Genomic DNA, 16,174 nt, shown 5'->3' on the forward strand with positions numbered 1-16,174 from the left:
AGAAGCGACCGGTTCGGTACTCGGCGACCGTCCCCAGTGGGTAGGTTCGATCGAGTAGAAATATCGTCCCCATGAGACCGGAGATCCGAAGATGTCATTGACCGCACTTCTCGAGCTGAAGTTCAAAGAAGAATCCCTCGACGATGCGAAGACCGTGATGCAGCGTGTGCTGGCAGAGACCCGGGCTTTTGACGGATGCGACGGCGTCGAGGTGCTCATCGATAAGGCGGACCCGACGAGGTTCCTCGCCGTCGAGCGTTGGGCCTCTGCAGAGGCTGACGCGAAGTACCGCGAATGGCGCGCCGGCGATGGTGCGATCCAGGACCTGGGCCCGTTGCTGGCCGGCCGGCCGAGCCTGACCGTCTATGACGTCGCGGCAGACATCTGACGACCATCAGCTGAACGAAAACTCGCGCCCGGGGTCCTGACCCCGGGCGCGAGTTTTTGCTATCGACACATCGAAGATCTCTAGTCGAGTGCCCCGATCCGGCATGCACGGACTTGTGATCTAGGCAATAGTGGGGGCATCCGGAGCAGCGAGAATCGTCCGGGGGGACATGACGGGGTGGCTTTTTACCGGGCGCGATTTCAATCCGGCGTGGGTGCCGTGAGAAAATAGCTCGATGTTTGTTGGCGGGGAGATCCTCCGTGCAATGATCAGCGATCATCTGTGGTCAGCAACGGCGCTGGCTGGAAGTATGGGGGACTGGTCCGCGAGGCACGTAAGTGCAGGTGGAAGTAGTCTTTAGGTTTACCTTATCTGGTTGGCCGTGTCCCCGTGTACGTAACCACTGCTGAACCTGTGCGCTCGATGCGAGCGCGGTGTTAAGGGCGAAAAGTATGAAGCACGCTCCCGGCCCGATTGGGCTCTACGACCCGCAGAACGAGCACGACTCTTGCGGTGTCGCTTTTGTTGTCGACATGCATGGCCGTCGTAGCCGCGACATCGTCGACAAGGCGATTTCGGCTCTGGTGAACCTCGAGCACCGCGGTGCTGCCGGTGCCGAGCCGAACACCGGCGACGGTGCCGGAATCATGATTCAGGTTCCCGACCGCTTCTTCCGCGGCATCGTCGACTTCGAACTGCCTGCCGAGGGTTCGTATGCCACCGGCATCGCCTTCCTGCCGCAGGGTTCAGCAGACGCCAAGACCGCATGCGACGGTGTCGAGAAGATCGTCCAGTCCGAGGGCCTGACCGTCCTGGGCTGGCGCGACGTCCCCATCGAAGAGGCTTCGCTGGGCGCACTGGCGCGCGATGCCATGCCGACCTTCCGCCAGATCTTCATCGCGGGAGAAAGCGGCGACAACCTGGAACGACGCGCCTACGTGGTTCGCAAGCGGGTTGAGACCGAACTCGGCAGCAAGGGCGCCGGCCAGGACGGCCCCGGCCGCGAGACCGTCTACTTCCCGAGCCTTTCCGGTCGCACCTTTGTCTACAAGGGCATGCTGACGACCCCGCAGTTGCGTGGTTTCTACATCGACCTGCAGGACGATCGCGTCGAGAGCGCACTGGGCCTGGTCCACTCGCGCTTCTCCACCAACACGTTCCCGAGCTGGCCGCTGGCCCACCCGTTCCGTCGCATTGCCCACAACGGTGAGATCAACACCGCAACGGGTAACGAGAACTGGATGCGGGCCCGCGAGGCGCTCATCGACACCAGTGTCTTCGGCGAAGGCACTGCAGAGAAGATCTTCCCCGTGGTCACCGAGGGTGCTTCCGACACCGCACGCTTCGACGAGGTGCTCGAGCTCCTGCATCTCGGTGGGCGCAGCCTGCCGCATGCGGTCCTGATGATGATCCCGGAAGCCTGGGAGCGTCACGAGTCGATGAAGCCTGAGCACCGGGCTTTCTACGAGTACCACTCCACCCTGATGGAGGCCTGGGACGGACCGGCATCGGTCTGCTTCACCGACGGCACCCTGATCGGTGCGGTCCTCGACCGCAACGGCCTGCGCCCGAGCCGCATCTGGGTCACCAAGGACGGCCTGGTCGTGATGGCTTCCGAGGTCGGTGTCCTCGACATCGATCACGGCGACGTGGTCCAGAAGCTGCGCCTGCAGCCCGGCCGCATGTTCCTGGTGGACACCGCCGCCGGCCGGATCGTTGACGACGCCGAGATCAAGGACGAACTCGCCGCCGCACATCCGTACCAGCAGTGGCTCGACGAGGGCATGAAGCACCTCGACGACCTGCCCGGTGAACCGCACACCCACATGCCCCACGACCGGGTGAAGCTGCGTCAGCAGGTTTTCGGATACACCACCGAAGACATCAGCGTGCTCGTCGAGCCGATGGCCCGTACCGGCGCCGAGGCGATCGGATCGATGGGCACCGACACGCCCATCGCCGTGCTGTCGAAGCGTTCACGGATGCTGTTCGACTACTTCCAGCAGATGTTCGCGCAGGTCACGAACCCGCCGCTGGACGCGATCCGCGAAGAGGTCGTCACCAGCATCGGCGTCACGATCGGCCGTGAGGCCGACCTGCTGAACCCGGGTCCCGAATCCTGCAAGCAGATCGTGCTGCCGCAGCCGATCCTCGACAACGACAACCTGGCCAAGCTGGTGCGTCTTGGTGAGGACGAGCGTTTCGCCGACTACCGCAGCGTTCAGATCCGTGGTCTGTACCCGGTCGCCGAAGGTGGCGCCGGACTGCGAAAGGCCATCGACGACGTTCGCAACCAGGTCTCCGAGGCCATCGCCGACGGAGCCCGCCTGGTCGTTCTCTCGGACCGTGAGTCCGACGAGAACCTGGCGCCGATCCCGTCGCTGCTGCTGACCTCCGCCGTGCACCACCACCTGGTCCGGGAGAAGACCCGTACCCAGGTCGGTCTGCTGGTCGAGGCCGGTGACGCCCGCGAGGTGCACCACATGGCCGCACTGGTCGGCTTCGGTGCTGCCGCGATCAACCCGTACATGGCGCTGGAGACGATCGAGGACCTCGCCCTGCGCGGCGTGCTGGGTGGTCTGGACTACAAGAAGGCCCAGCAGAACTACATCAAGGCCGCCGGCAAGGGCGTCCTCAAGGTGATGTCGAAGATGGGCATCTCCACGTTGGCGTCGTACACCGGAGCCCAGCTGTTCCAGGTCATCGGCATCAACCAGGAAACCGTCGACGAGTACTTCACCGGCCTGCGGTCCCACCTCGGTGGCATCGGGCTCGATGAGATCGCCGCCGAGGTCGCCGCCCGCCACGCTGTGGCCTTCACCGACCGTCCCGAGGAGCGCGCACACCGCGAGCTCGAGGTCGGCGGCGAATACCAGTGGCGCCGCGAGGGTGAGTACCACCTGTTCAACCCGGACACGGTGTTCAAGCTGCAGCACGCCACCCGCACCGGCCAGTACTCGGTGTTCAAGGAGTACACGAAGCTCGTCGACGATCAGTCCAGGCAGATCGCGTCGCTGCGTGGCCTCTTCGACTTCAACTTCGGTGACCGTGATCCGATCCCGATCGATCGGGTCGAGCCGGCCAGCGAGATCGTCAAGCGTTTCTCGACCGGTGCGATGAGCTTCGGCTCCATCTCGGCCGAGGCACACGAGACCCTCGCCATCGCGATGAACCGTCTCGGCGGTCGCTCGAACTCCGGTGAGGGCGGCGAGAACGTCAATCGTTTCGATCGCGACGCGAACGGCGACTGGCGTCGCAGTGCCATCAAGCAGGTCGCGTCGGGGCGTTTCGGCGTCAACTCGCACTACCTGACCAACTGCACCGACATCCAGATCAAGATGGCTCAGGGCGCCAAGCCCGGCGAGGGCGGACAGCTCCCGCCGCACAAGGTGTACCCGTGGGTCGCCGAGGTCCGTGGTTCGACGCCAGGCGTCGGCCTGATCTCGCCGCCTCCGCACCACGACATCTACTCGATCGAGGATCTCGCTCAGCTGATCCACGACCTGAAGAACGCGAACCCGGAAGCCCGGATTCACGTGAAACTCGTGTCCGAGGTGGGTGTCGGAACGGTTGCCGCGGGTGTGTCGAAGGCACACGCCGACGTGGTGCTGATCTCCGGCCACGACGGCGGTACCGGTGCCACGCCGCTGACGTCCGAGAAGCATGCCGGCGGACCCTGGGAGCTCGGCCTCGCCGAGACCCAGCAGACGTTGCTGCTCAACGGACTTCGCGATCGCATCGTGGTGCAGGTCGACGGCCAGCTCAAGACGGGCCGCGATGTTGTTGTCGCAGCGCTGCTCGGTGGCGAGGAGTTCGGTTTCGCCACAGCACCTTTGGTGGTCGCGGGCTGCGTGATGATGCGTGTCTGCCACCTCGATACCTGCCCCGTGGGTGTTGCGACGCAGAACCCGTTGCTGCGTGAGCGGTTCACCGGCAAGCCCGAGTTCGTCGAGAACTTCTTCATGTACATCGCCGAAGAGGTCCGGGAACTGCTGGCACGCTTGGGCTTCCGCACCTTGCAGGACGCTGTCGGCCAGGTACAGATGCTCGACACCGCCAAGGCACTGAGCCACTGGAAGTCGGAGAAGGCGGGCAAGCTCGACCTGTCGGCAATCCTGGTGCAGCCGGATTCACCGTTCATGAACCAGGACCTGTACTGCTCCGGCAGCCAGGACCACGCACTGGACAAGGCCCTCGATCAGCAGCTGATCGCCCAGGCCCGTCCCGCGATCGAGAAGGGCGAGCGGGTGGCCTTCACGTCGAAGATCGCCAACGTCAACCGCACGGTCGGCACGATGCTCGGTCACGAGATCACCAAGAACTACGGTGCCAACGGGCTGCCCGACGGCACCGTGATCATCGACTTCGCGGGTTCTGCCGGTAACAGCTTCGGCGCGTTTGTGCCCAAGGGTGTGACGCTGCGGCTCAAGGGTGACGCGAACGACTTCGTCGGCAAGGGTCTGTCGGGTGGCCGCATCGTGGTCGCGCCCGCAGACAATGCCCCCGAAGGCTTTGTGGCCGAAGAGAACATCATCGCCGGCAACGTGATCGGATTCGGCGCCACCGGCGGCGAGATCCTGCTCCGCGGTGTGGTGGGCGAACGCTTCTGCGTACGTAACTCCGGCGTCACCGCGGTGGTCGAGGGTGTCGGCGACCACGGTTGTGAGTACATGACCGGTGGACGTGTGGTGGTCCTCGGATCGACCGGACGTAACTTCGCGGCCGGTATGTCCGGTGGCATCGCGTATGTCTACGACCCGGCGGGCGAGCTGGACGCGAACCTGAACACCGAGTTGGTTCAGCCCGAACCGCTCGAAGCTGATGACCTCGAGTTCCTCGAAGGCATCGTGAACAAGCATCGCAACGAGACCGGTTCGCCGGTGGCGCGGGCGATCCTGGACGACTGGGCGAACACCGCACAGAACTTCGTCAAGGTGATGCCGCGTGATTACAAGCGCGTACTGCTGGCCATCGCGTCGGCAGAGAAGGACGGACGCAACGTGGACGAGGCAGTTATGGAGGCCGCACGTGGCTGATCAGCGAGGTTTCATCAAGCACACCGAACGCGAACTGCCGCAGCGTCGTCCGGTGCCGCTGCGCCTGATGGACTGGAAAGAGGTCTACGAGGACTTCGACAAGTCCACGCTCAAGACCCAGGCCAGCCGTTGCATGGACTGCGGTATCCCGTTCTGCCACAACGGTTGCCCGCTGGGCAACCTCATTCCCGAGTGGAATGACCTGGTGTACAAGGATCGTTGGGCCGACGGCATCGACCGTCTGCACGCCACCAACAACTTCCCGGAGTTCACCGGTCGGCTGTGCCCGGCGCCCTGCGAGGCGTCGTGCGTATTGGGGATCAACCAGCCCGCGGTGACCATCAAGCAGGTCGAGGTCGAGCTGATCAACAATGCCTTCGACGAAGGCTGGGTCACCCCGGTGCTGCCCACCGTCAAGACCGGTAAGTCGGTTGCTGTGGTCGGATCGGGTCCGGCCGGACTCGCTGCTGCCCAGCAGCTGACCCGCGCGGGCCATGACGTCACCGTCTTCGAGCGGGCCGACCGCATCGGTGGACTGCTGCGTTACGGCATCCCCGAGTTCAAGATGGAGAAGTGGCACATCGACCGCCGTCTCGAGCAGATGGAGGCCGAAGGGACCATCTTCCGGGCCGGCGTCAACGTCGGTGTCGACCTGACCGTCGATCAGCTGCGCGCCGACTTCGACTCGGTGATCCTCTGCAACGGTTCCACATTGGGCCGTGACCTGCCGATCCCCGGGCGCGAGCTCGACGGCATCCATCAGGCGATGGAGTTCCTGCCCTGGGCCAACAAGGTGCAGCAGGGCGACGACGTCCTCGACGCCGACGGCCAGCCGCCGATCACGGCCAAGGGCAAGAAGGTCATCATCATCGGTGGCGGCGACACCGGTGCCGACTGCCTCGGCACCTCGCTCCGGCAGGGCGCCGAGATCGTGCATCAGTTCGAGATCATGCCGCGGCCTCCGGAGGAGCGCGCAGAGTCGACTCCGTGGCCGACCTACCCGCTGATGTTCCGCGTCTCGTCGGCACATGAAGAGGGTGGCGAGCGTGTCTTCTCCGTGAACACCGAGGAATTCGTCGGTGAAGACGGACGGGTCACCGGGTTGCGGGCTCATGAGGTCGTCATGAACGCCGGACGTTTCGACAAGGTCGAAGGCAGCGAGTTCGAACTCGAGGCCGACCTGGTGCTGCTGGCGATGGGCTTTGTCGGCCCCGAGCGCGAAGACTTCCTCGACAAGCTTGGCGTTGCTTACAACGAGCGTGGAAACGTCAAGCGTGGGAACAACTTCGAGTCGACCGTGCCAGGCGTGTTCGTGGCCGGAGATGCCGGTCGTGGCCAGTCGCTGATCGTCTGGGCGATCGCTGAAGGCCGTTCCGCAGCAGCTGCAGCGGACGCGTACCTGACCGGTTCGTCGTTGCTCCCGACACCCATCGAACCCACGCAGGCACCTCAGCGGTAGAGCATGCCGATTCCTCTCGGACCTGAGAGGATGTGCACGGGGGTAGGCGCGAGATCTTATCGTTACTATTGCCTGGGCATCGGATCGGTGGAGGGAAGCGGCATGCGGTTGCGGCGATGGGTCAGTGCGTTGGCAGCGGGGGTCGTGGCGGCGGGGACGCTGACTGCCCTCACGTCTCCTGTTGCCGGAGCTGATCCGCAGGACTGCCCCGAGCTCTATGTTCTGGCGATCCCCGGCACCTGGGAGAAGTCCGCTGACGCCCAGATCCGGGGGATGCTCGCCTATCCGACCACGGGTCTCGGTTCGGAAACGCAGACCCAACTGGTCGGCTACAACGCCACCGCCTTCCCCTGGGAAGACGGCGGCAGTATCTACGGAGAGTCCAAGGCGCAGGCCGTTGCCAACACCGAGGGCCTGGCGATCGCGATGACCAAGCGCTGCCCGGGCACCAAGATCGCGCTCATCGGCTACAGCCAGGGCGCGGACGCAGCGGGTGACGTCGCCGCCGACATCGGTACCGGACACGGCGCGATCGCCCCGGCCAAGTTCGCCGGCGCCGTCCTGATCTCCGACCCCCGTCGGTCGAAGAGTGACGCGCTGATCGGCCCGAGCCTCAGTGGTGAGGGCAACGGCGGTCCGCGGCAGGGTGGATTCGGCTGGGTGAAGAACCGCACCTTCACCATCTGCGAGCCCGATGATCAGTACTGCAATGTGCCCCGCGACTACTACGTCTCCAGGATCGCCGGATATCTGGCGGAAACCAGTGACCCGAACCCGGACCAGGTGGCCCAGTACCAGCTCGAAGCCGTGGCGATCGTCGGCGAATTGATCACCCAGGGTGGTCCGGGCGCACTCGTGGATGAGCTGAGCAACGAAAAGGCGCGGGCGCAGATCGTCGCCTTCAACAGGTTCCTGCAGTCGGGCTCGCACGGTAGCTACGCCGACTTCGAGGTTCAGCCCGGCGTGACCGCGCTGCAGTGGGCGCAGAACTATCTCGCCGGTCTTGCCTAACCTCGATTCCGCCGTTCGTCGGTGTCTCGCTGAGCGCGGCGATGTGACTGCTGGGACAGTTGTGACTTACCCGCGTGTTCTCCCAGGGATCGGAAGTTTGCCGGCGTAATGTGATCAACGCAACATCGCGAGCACTCACCACGGTGCTGACCTGCGGAGAGTAACAACGCATTTGGTCAACACGACACACTGCACAGGTATCCGAAGACGAATCCGATGACCGCCGGCCACCGGGCTCGTTTACAGTATTAAAAGTACTATCCGCTGTAGCAAACAGGATGTGATCAGTCGTGAAACTGGCGAACTCCCGCACCCGCCGCCGGACTCAACTGCTTGGAATGACGCCGCACATCTTCGGGTCGAACGGACTGATTGCCCATCGTCGCCTCGCTCGTATGCTCCCCGAGGACGGCGAGCGCCTGGCGACGACAGCAGACCTGCGCCAGTTCAACCTCTGATCGCGCGATCGGCGAACTCGTCGATCAGCATTGCGGTGACGTCCGGTTGCTGAACCACGAAATAGTGTCGCGCCGGCCTCAGCGCCCGGTAATCGGCACCCAGAAGCGCCGCATATCGGCGTTGCTTCCAGTCCCAGAACCTCCCGAACGGGGTACGACGCCCCGAGAGCGCAGACACGACCAGCGTCGGAGTCGGAAGCGCAGCGGTCCGTCGCAATCCGACCAGTTCCGCATTCAGGACCGCGAACGCGGTTTGCTCCACGAGGAGTGCGCGCGGGTAGGTCGCTGAGTTGAAGACCTCGGCGATCCACTCTTTCTGGACGTTGTCGAAACCGGCCGGTGCGCCGGGATACGTGGCGGCCCGGTGGGCGAAGACGCCGGCAGCGCGGGGCAACGGCAACTTGTTGATGGCCGTGGCCGCTACATGCGCGAACCGGTTACTCCAGCTCGGCGGCACCAATTGCAGTGGCATCGTCACGTACGAGCCGTCGAGCATGATCAGTCCGGCAACACGCTCGGGCCGGCTCCGGGCATACGCTTCGGCGTAGAGCGAGGCGAGCGAATGCCCGACCACGACCACCGGCTCGACGATGCCGAGGGCGTCGAGGATGTGATCGATGCGGTCGACTTCGGTGAAGATCGACGGAATCTCACCGGCCTGCAGCGGATCGGAGAATCCGTATCCGGGTCGGTCATATCGGATGATCGTCCATCGATCTTCGAGCAGCGCGGTTGCCTGATCGAAGTCGAACCAACTGCCGCCCAGAGCTGCCAGGTACAGAAGCGGCGGTCCCTGGCCATCGACCACCACATGCGTGTGCAGGCCTTTGATGATCGGTAAGAGTCCGGGTGGCTGCACCCCGGCCAGTCTAGGCCGCGACGGCCTCGTGGATCGGTGGCATCGGTGCGAGCTTGGTCGACTCCGGGTCCATCGCCAGCGAGACGAGCGCGGCGCTCAGGTCATTCCCGATCGAGGTCAGGACACCAGCGAGTGCCGAGTTCGGCGGTGCCGATGGAGTCGAAGATCTGGCCGTCGCTCGCGGTCACCGGGCTGATGCCCGACGAGGAACTGGTCGTCGTGCTGGACAGGAAACCGAAGAGCAGCTGTGCCTCCTGCAGCGGCGTCCGAGCCGATTCGACACTCTCCGAGTCGGGTTCGGTTGGCCCGGTGTTCAATTCCGGGGTGTACGTGATCGCGAACAACAAGGTGCCGACGCATATGCCGCTCAGAATGACGGTCATGAACAGAGGCGCTGATCCGAAAAACCTGGTGCTCCAGCGCGATCCGATTCGCCACAGTGGGACAAGGGAGTGAGAGAGTTTCAACTGTCATCCTCGCCGTCGGCCTGGTGGAAGCGACACTGATCGTTTCGCGGTACAGGGCAGCACACCATGCCAACCTCGTCGTCACCCACCGCCGAACCTGACGATCAGCTGACGGTTTCCCTCTCGGCCGGGAGAACGACTGTCACTACGGTGCCCACCCCTCGCTCGGATGTGACCGTGGTCTGTCCGCCATGCGCTTCGACGATGGCGTTGACAATCGCCAAACCCAGGCCGGAGTGTCGTTGGGTCCGGGATCCGCCGGGTTCTGCGCGCCAGAATCGGTCGAACAAGTGCACCAGCTGCTCGGGAGGTATCCCATCTCCGTGGTCGCGTATCTCTACTCGAATATCGGCCCCTGCCGATACGCGGACATCGATCGGCCGGCCGGCCGGGGTGTGCTCCTGGGCGTTGCCGACGATGTTGCCGAATACCTGGCGAAGTCGATGCGGATCACCCAGAACCCGGGCCGGACCGCAGCAGTGGAACGAAATCTCTCGTTCCGGCGTGACCACGCGGGCGTCGGACACCACTTCGTCGACCAGGTCGCCCACGTCCATCCCGGCCAGCTCGAACGGCACCCCGGCGTCGGTTCGGGCCAAGAGAGTCATCTCGTCGAGCAGATGCCGCATCTGCCCGGTCTCCGCCTCGAGGCGGGCGACCATCCGATCGATATCGTCCGTACTTGTGAGTGCGCCCTGGAGGTAGTGATCGATCCACGAACTCATCGTGGTGACCGGCGCCCGGAGTTCATGGGATGCGTCCGCGACGAAGTTGCGCATGCGTGTTTCCGCGTCCTGGCGGGCCGCGAATGCAGACTCGAATGCTGCTGCCAGAGCGATGATCTCGGCGCCGGAGTGGGAGTGTGCCACCTGGGAGACCACAGTCAGCAGGTCGTCGCCGGTCTCGGTGGTTGTCGCGCCTGCCATCAGCTCCAACGGCCGCAGACCGCGCCGCAACAGGTACGCGCCGACACCGCCCACCACGATCATCGACGCGCAGGCGCCCGCAACGGTGTACCAGAGCAGGCGCTGCACAAGCAGGTCGTTGTCGCTCTGATCGAGCCCGATGATCAGATCGGTGACCTCCACGGTCGACTCGCTGTCGACGATGACGATCCCGGGAGCAGGGATACGGGTGACCGCGTAGTGCGCCGAACCCACGGAAATGCGGTCGGCCTGACCGGGGCTGAGGCCCTCCGTCTCGCGGACAAAGGTCGCGAGCTGGTCTGGCGTCAGATCACTGCCGGCAGATCCGATCATGTGTCCCTGTCCGGCGGAATCGACTACGACAAACACCGCCAGCGACGGGAGTAGGGCTGTGACCTGCTGTGCCGGAACCTGAAAGGGTCCCACCGCGGACAGGGCGGCCTCGATCCGATCTGAGGTGCTGATCAGTTGCTCGGCGGCGCGATCCTCGAGGTGATCGCGGACCAGGAGCACACTGAGCAGCGGTGCGACGAGCGTGACGACGACAGTCAGCAATCCCAGGGTCACGCCGAGGCGGAAGCGGAGCGTGCGGGGTGATCGACGACTTCTCACCGCGATGCGTCCATCGTGTAACCGAATCCGCGAACCGTGTGCAGGAGTCGCGGCTGCCCGGTGGTGTCGACCTTGCGCCTGATGCTGGAGACGAAGCGTTCGACGACGTTCCCGTCTCCACCGAAGTCGTAACCCCACACCTGATCCATGATCTGGGATTTGGACATCACATGTCCCGCATTGACCATCAGATACTCCACCAGGCGGAACTCAGTGGGCGACAGCGAAATCGGATCTTCACCACGAGTGAGCCGTCGGGCGCTCCGGTCCAGTCGGAGATCGCCCACCTGCACCACGTCTTGCGGTGGACCGCCTGAACCGGCACGGCGGATCAGAGCGTCTATCCGCGCCAGCAGTTCGGCCATGCTGAACGGCTTCGTCAGATAGTCGTCACCGCCGAGTCGAAGGCCGCGGACCCGGTCCTCGACTGCGTTCCGGGCGGTCAGGAACAACACCGGCGTGTGTTCGTCGCGGCTGCGGATCAGCTGCACAACTTCGAAACCGTCCAGTCCGGGCAGCATGACGTCGAGGATCACCGCATCAAATGACTCCGCCAGTACCTTCATCGCGTCGGTTCCGGTCGGTGCCGACGTCACCTGGTAACCGCTGAATTCGAGCGATGCGGTGACGATCTCGGTGAGCTCCGGGTCGTCATCGATCATCAAGACCCGAGGTGAGGGCTTGCGATCGTCATGTGTCGCTTCGGTGTGGACCATCGAATCGGAAGCCTACTCGCGTCGGTTGTCCGGACCGGGCATGCTTCGCGCCGGCTGACCGTTACTTCGGCTTCGCCAGCGGGAATGCGAGTGTTTCGCGGATCGATTGCCCGGTGAGGAGCATGACGATCCGGTCGACACCGATGCCGAGTCCCCCGGTGGGCAACATCCCGTGTTCGAGGGCCTGCAAGAAGTCCTCGTCGAGTTCCATCGCCTCCGGATCGCCGCCGGCCGCGAGCAGCGACTGCTCGGTGAGTCGTTTGCGCTGCTCCACCGGATCGGTGAGTTCGGTGTAGGCCGTGCCCAATTCGACGCCCCAGGCCACCAGGTCCCAGCGTTCGGCGACGCCCGGGATGGTTCGGTGCTGCCGGGTCAGAGGCGACACCGACGTCGGGAAGTCCTTGTAGAACGTCGGGAACGTCGTCTGGTCCTCCACGAGGTGCTCGTACATCTCGAGCGCGACCTGGCCGGCGTCCCAGTCGTTGCGGTAAGGGATCTCGCGGCGGTCACACAACTCCATGAGGTAGTCGACCTCTGAGTACGGGGTGATCTCTTCGCCGATGGCCTCGGACACCGCGCCGTGCAGCGTCTTCACCGGCCATTCCCCGGAGATGTCGACCCTTTCGACCTGCCCGTCCTTGCCTTCGATGTAGACCACCTGCTCGCCGTGGGCGGCGACCGCGGCGTTCTGGATCATCTCCCGGGTCAGATGCAGCATCCGGTCGTAATCACTGTGCGCCTCATAGGCTTCCAGGCTCGTGAACTCCGGGTTGTGCTTGAAGTCGACACCCTCGTTGCGGAAGTTGCGGCCAATCTCGAACACCCGCTCCATACCGCCGACACACAACCGCTTGAGGTAGAGCTCCGGTGCGATACGCAAGTAGAGATCGAGGTCGTAGGCGTTGATGTGGGTGCGGAACGGTGCCGCGTTGGCGCCGCCGTGGATCTGCTGGAGAATCGGCGTCTCGACCTCCAGGTAGTCGCGGCCGGCGAGGAAGTCGCGCATCGACTTCACGATCGCACTGTGGACGCGCATCAACTCACGGGCGCGAGGGTTGACGGTGAGGTCCACATACCGTTGGCGGACACGGGCTTCGGGATCGGTGAGCCCACTCCACTTGTCCGGCAACGGGTGCAGGCACTTGCCGAGCATCCGCCAATCCTTGGCCAGCAGCGACAGCTCACCTTTGCGGCTGCGTCCCACGGTGCCGCTCACCTCGATCAGATCGCCGAGATCGACAATCGAGGCGAGGTCCATCGCGGTGGGTTTGAGTGCACTCGAATCCACGAGCACCTGCATGTCGCCACTCCAGTCGCGCACATCGCAGAACACGACCTTGCCGAAGTCGCGCATCCGGATCACTCGTCCGGCGATGCGACCGGTCGTGCCCTCGGGAGCGGACACGGCCTGGGCGACGGTGTGGGTGGGGGGATATGCCGGCGGATACGGATCGACACCGGCGGCGGCGAGCTGTTCCAGCTTGGCCAATCGCACCCGGACCTGCTCGGGGCGCCGCGGACCGAGATGCTCCTTCTCGCCTTCGGACTCGATCTGTGCGGCGATCTGGTCGACGTCGACGCCCGGTGGGATCGACGACGAGTCACCCGTGAAGTCGCGGCCTTTGCCGAACTTGGGCAGCTTCACAAAACCCTCGTTGACCACCGCCGCCAGACCGACACGCGGCACCATGCGTGCTTCTTCGAAGCAGAGGAAACGGGCCACCCATTCGGGCTGATACTTGGCGTTCGACTTGTACAGCGACTCCATCTGCACGTATCTCGAGGCGAAGGTCAGTGCGCCGTACATCGCCCTCATGACCGGGCCGGCCCCGATCGTGTCGCCTTCTTCGAAGACCGAACGGAAGGCCGCGAAGTTCATCGAGATGTAGAGGATCCCGAATGCTTCTGCGTTCTCGGCGAACTCGGTCACCATCGTCTCGGTGAGGCCGTTGATCGAATCGTGGTCGCGGCGCATCACGTCGAGCGATGCACCTGTGGTTCCCCACGGTACGAACGACAACATGCCGACGACCTTCTCGTCGTCGGTTCCGCCATCCTGGACGGCCTCGACCAGTATCGAACGCCCATCCTTGGGGTCGCCGAGGCGGCCGAGCGCCATCGAGAAGCCGCGCTCGTCTTCGGTGTCCCGCCAGGCGTCGGCTCGAGCGATCATGGCGGACATCTGTTCTGGCGAAAGGTCCTCGTGCCGGGTGATCCGGACGGTGATCCCGGCGCGCTTGGTGCGTGCCACCGACTGCCGGACCGCCTTCATGTCGGGCCCGTTGAGGTTGTAGCCGCGGGTGTGGACGATCGCCTCGTCACCGATGTTCAAGGTCTTGAGCCCGGCGGCATCCCAGTACTCGGCGCCGGTGACACTGACGCCGATCGCGCCGGCATGCCAGCCGTAGCGGTCGCAGGTCTTCAGGAACTCGGCGATCGCGTCCGGCCAGTACTTCTTGTCGCCGACCGGATCTCCACCGGCCATCGCGGTACCGACCTCGACGCGATAGGTGATGGCCGCCAAACCGTTGGGGGCGAACACCACTGCCTTGTCGTGGCGGGTCGAGAAGAAGGCCAGGGAATCGTCGCCGCTGTACCCGTCGATCAGCAGGCGGATCAACCGTTCGTCGTCGGGCGTCATCGAATTGTTGGAGCGCTGCGAGCGGAACAGGATCAGCGCCGCTGCCAGAAGTGCGAGCGCTCCGAGAACACCGAGCAGAGAATCGACAGCCTCATACGAGTGGTACTGGTCGTAGTCGGTGGAGACGTCGACAGACCCAAATGTCACAACATGATTGATCGCGTACGGCAGTCGATGGGACTGCGGGAGTGTGTTCGGCCAGATCTCGACAAGGGCCCAGCCGATCAGCGATGCGGCAACCAAACCGGCGACGAGAACACCGAGAGCGCGCCAGATCGCGCCTCTGCGGACCTTTGTATAGAACTGCCGGTAGCTGCCGACGAGATATGCCAGTGCCAGCAACTGGATCGCGAGGCCGATGAAGATATTGACCCGGACCACCGTGTCGACACCGTTCTCGGACGCCAACGGTTCGAACAGGTAGATGACGTTCGCCGTTCCGAACAACAGAATGTAGCCAACGGTCAGCCACCACGCGATCCGTTTGCGGGCTGCGAGCGCAAAAGCCAAGAGCCCCAGCACAAGTGCCCACGCCAAGCTGGTGTCGGGAGCTGAGATTATGTAGTTGTCGATGTAATCGCGCGGCACCTCGGTGATACGCCGGAACTGATAGGAAAGGCAGGTGAGCAGCGAGATCCCGGCCAGGACGCCGACCACCCAGCTGGTGTGGCGGGGCGCATTCCTGAACCATCCTGCAGGAGGGGGCATTCGGGACGGTCGTGGTGTGGGTGAGGTTGCCTCGGAGGTGGTTTCGGGGGAGTCGACGCTCACAGTCGGGTGCCTTTCCGCAGCGGGTCCCCAACCACGTTAACGTGCGGATGAGAGGATTGGACCGTGAGCCGACAAACAGTTCCGATCCGCGATGACTCGATCCGTCTGGGCCAATTCCTGAAACTGGCCAATCTCATCGAATCCGGTGCCGAGGCGAAAGAGGTGATCGCCGACGGCCTGGTGAGTGTCAATGGTGAGGTCGATACGCGGCGCGGGCGGCAGCTCGTTGTCGGCGACGTGGTGGAGATCGGTGGCTTCGAAGCCGTCGTGGGTCCGCCGGAATGACCGCACCTTTATTACCCGCCAGTAGGCTATGTCGTTAGGCTGAAGGCCATGAGCGAAACGACCTTTGTAGCAACCGCTGACCTCGTCGACGAGATCGGCCCGGATGTCCGCAGCTGTGATGTCCAGTTCACCCAATTCGGTGGCACCCGCGAGTTCGTCGGACCGGTCACCACGGTCAAGTGCTTCCAGGACAACGCACTCCTGAAGTCGATCCTCTCCGAGCCCGGCAACGGTGGCGTCCTGGTGATCGACGGGGCCGCCTCGCTGCACACCGCGCTGGTCGGCGACCTGATCGCCGAGCTCGGTCGCAGCAACGGATGGTCGGGAATCATCATCAACGGGGCCATCCGCGATTCGAAGATGATCGGTGACATGGCCATCGGCGTCAAGGCGCTCGGAACCAATCCGCGTAAGTCGACCAAGAGCGGCGTCGGCGAGCGTGACATCCCGATCGAGCTCGGTGGCGTCACATTCAATCCAGGCGACCTCGCCTACAGCGATGACGACGGCATCGTCCTCGTCGCGCCGGCGGAGTAAAGGGCGGA

Annotated in this window: 12 protein-coding genes; 7 read left to right on the forward strand and 5 right to left on the reverse strand. The window is 64.1% G+C overall.

Annotation, left to right across the window (positions count from 1 at the left end; all coding sequences use genetic code 11):
- Window positions 1-91 precede the first annotated feature (91 nt).
- The 5 genes from H290_RS0108825 to H290_RS31100 all read left to right on the forward strand — a co-directional run bounded on the left by H290_RS0108825 (window position 92) and on the right by H290_RS31100 (window position 8,352).
- Window positions 92-388 carry a putative quinol monooxygenase gene (locus H290_RS0108825; protein ID WP_020106431.1) on the forward strand — a complete coding sequence of 99 codons (297 nt, stop codon included), beginning with the start codon at window positions 92-94 and terminating at the stop codon, window positions 386-388.
- 452 nt (window positions 389-840) lie between these two features.
- Entirely contained in the window at window positions 841-5,424 is a 4,584-nt protein-coding gene (gene gltB, locus H290_RS0108830; protein ID WP_020106432.1) for a glutamate synthase large subunit, read from the forward strand.
- Entirely contained in the window at window positions 5,417-6,883 is a 1,467-nt protein-coding gene (locus H290_RS0108835) for a glutamate synthase subunit beta (protein ID WP_020106433.1), read from the forward strand. The genes gltB and H290_RS0108835 overlap by 8 nt, the downstream gene beginning before the upstream one ends.
- A 102-nt stretch (window positions 6,884-6,985) precedes the next feature.
- Window positions 6,986-7,894: a cutinase family protein gene (locus H290_RS0108840; RefSeq protein ID WP_020106434.1), complete on the forward strand. Its 909-nt coding sequence runs from the start codon at window positions 6,986-6,988 to the stop codon at window positions 7,892-7,894.
- 290 nt (window positions 7,895-8,184) lie between these two features.
- Window positions 8,185-8,352, forward strand: coding sequence for a hypothetical protein (locus H290_RS31100; RefSeq protein WP_155976772.1), 168 nt, complete (start codon window positions 8,185-8,187; stop codon window positions 8,350-8,352).
- On the opposite strand, the gene H290_RS0108850 is transcribed toward H290_RS31100, so the two are convergent.
- The 5 genes from H290_RS0108850 to lysX form a co-directional block, all read right to left on the reverse strand.
- Window positions 8,342-9,211 (reverse strand): alpha/beta fold hydrolase, encoded by an 870-nt coding sequence (locus H290_RS0108850; protein WP_020106436.1) that lies wholly within the window; start codon window positions 9,209-9,211, stop codon window positions 8,342-8,344. The genes H290_RS31100 and H290_RS0108850 overlap by 11 nt on opposite strands.
- 101 nt (window positions 9,212-9,312) lie before the next feature.
- Window positions 9,313-9,594, reverse strand: a complete 282-nt coding sequence (locus H290_RS0108855) for a hypothetical protein (RefSeq protein ID WP_020106437.1) — start codon at window positions 9,592-9,594, stop codon at window positions 9,313-9,315.
- A 188-nt stretch (window positions 9,595-9,782) separates the two neighbouring features.
- Complete coding sequence (locus H290_RS30155; RefSeq protein WP_155976773.1) at window positions 9,783-11,216, reverse strand: cell wall metabolism sensor histidine kinase WalK; 1,434 nt, start codon at window positions 11,214-11,216, stop codon at window positions 9,783-9,785.
- On the reverse strand, window positions 11,213-11,932 hold the full coding sequence (locus H290_RS0108865; RefSeq protein WP_020106439.1) for a response regulator transcription factor: 720 nt from the start codon (window positions 11,930-11,932) through the stop codon (window positions 11,213-11,215). The genes H290_RS30155 and H290_RS0108865 overlap by 4 nt, the downstream gene beginning before the upstream one ends.
- 61 nt (window positions 11,933-11,993) lie before the next feature.
- Complete coding sequence (lysX, locus tag H290_RS0108870; protein WP_081631530.1) at window positions 11,994-15,281, reverse strand: bifunctional lysylphosphatidylglycerol synthetase/lysine--tRNA ligase LysX; 3,288 nt, start codon at window positions 15,279-15,281, stop codon at window positions 11,994-11,996.
- Window positions 15,282-15,407: 126 nt separating this feature from the next.
- On the opposite strand from lysX, the gene H290_RS0108875 reads away from it, so the two are divergent.
- Window positions 15,408-15,629: an RNA-binding S4 domain-containing protein gene (locus tag H290_RS0108875; RefSeq protein WP_020106441.1), complete on the forward strand. Its 222-nt coding sequence runs from the start codon at window positions 15,408-15,410 to the stop codon at window positions 15,627-15,629.
- A gap of 48 nt (window positions 15,630-15,677) precedes the next feature.
- On the forward strand, window positions 15,678-16,166 hold the full coding sequence (gene rraA / locus H290_RS0108880) for a ribonuclease E activity regulator RraA (RefSeq protein ID WP_020106442.1): 489 nt from the start codon (window positions 15,678-15,680) through the stop codon (window positions 16,164-16,166).
- The last annotated feature ends 8 nt before the right edge of the window (window positions 16,167-16,174 follow it).

It is taken from the genome of Nocardia sp. 348MFTsu5.1 (assembly GCF_000383535.1).
GTDB classification, from domain to species: Bacteria; Actinomycetota; Actinomycetes; order Mycobacteriales; family Mycobacteriaceae; genus Williamsia; species Williamsia faeni.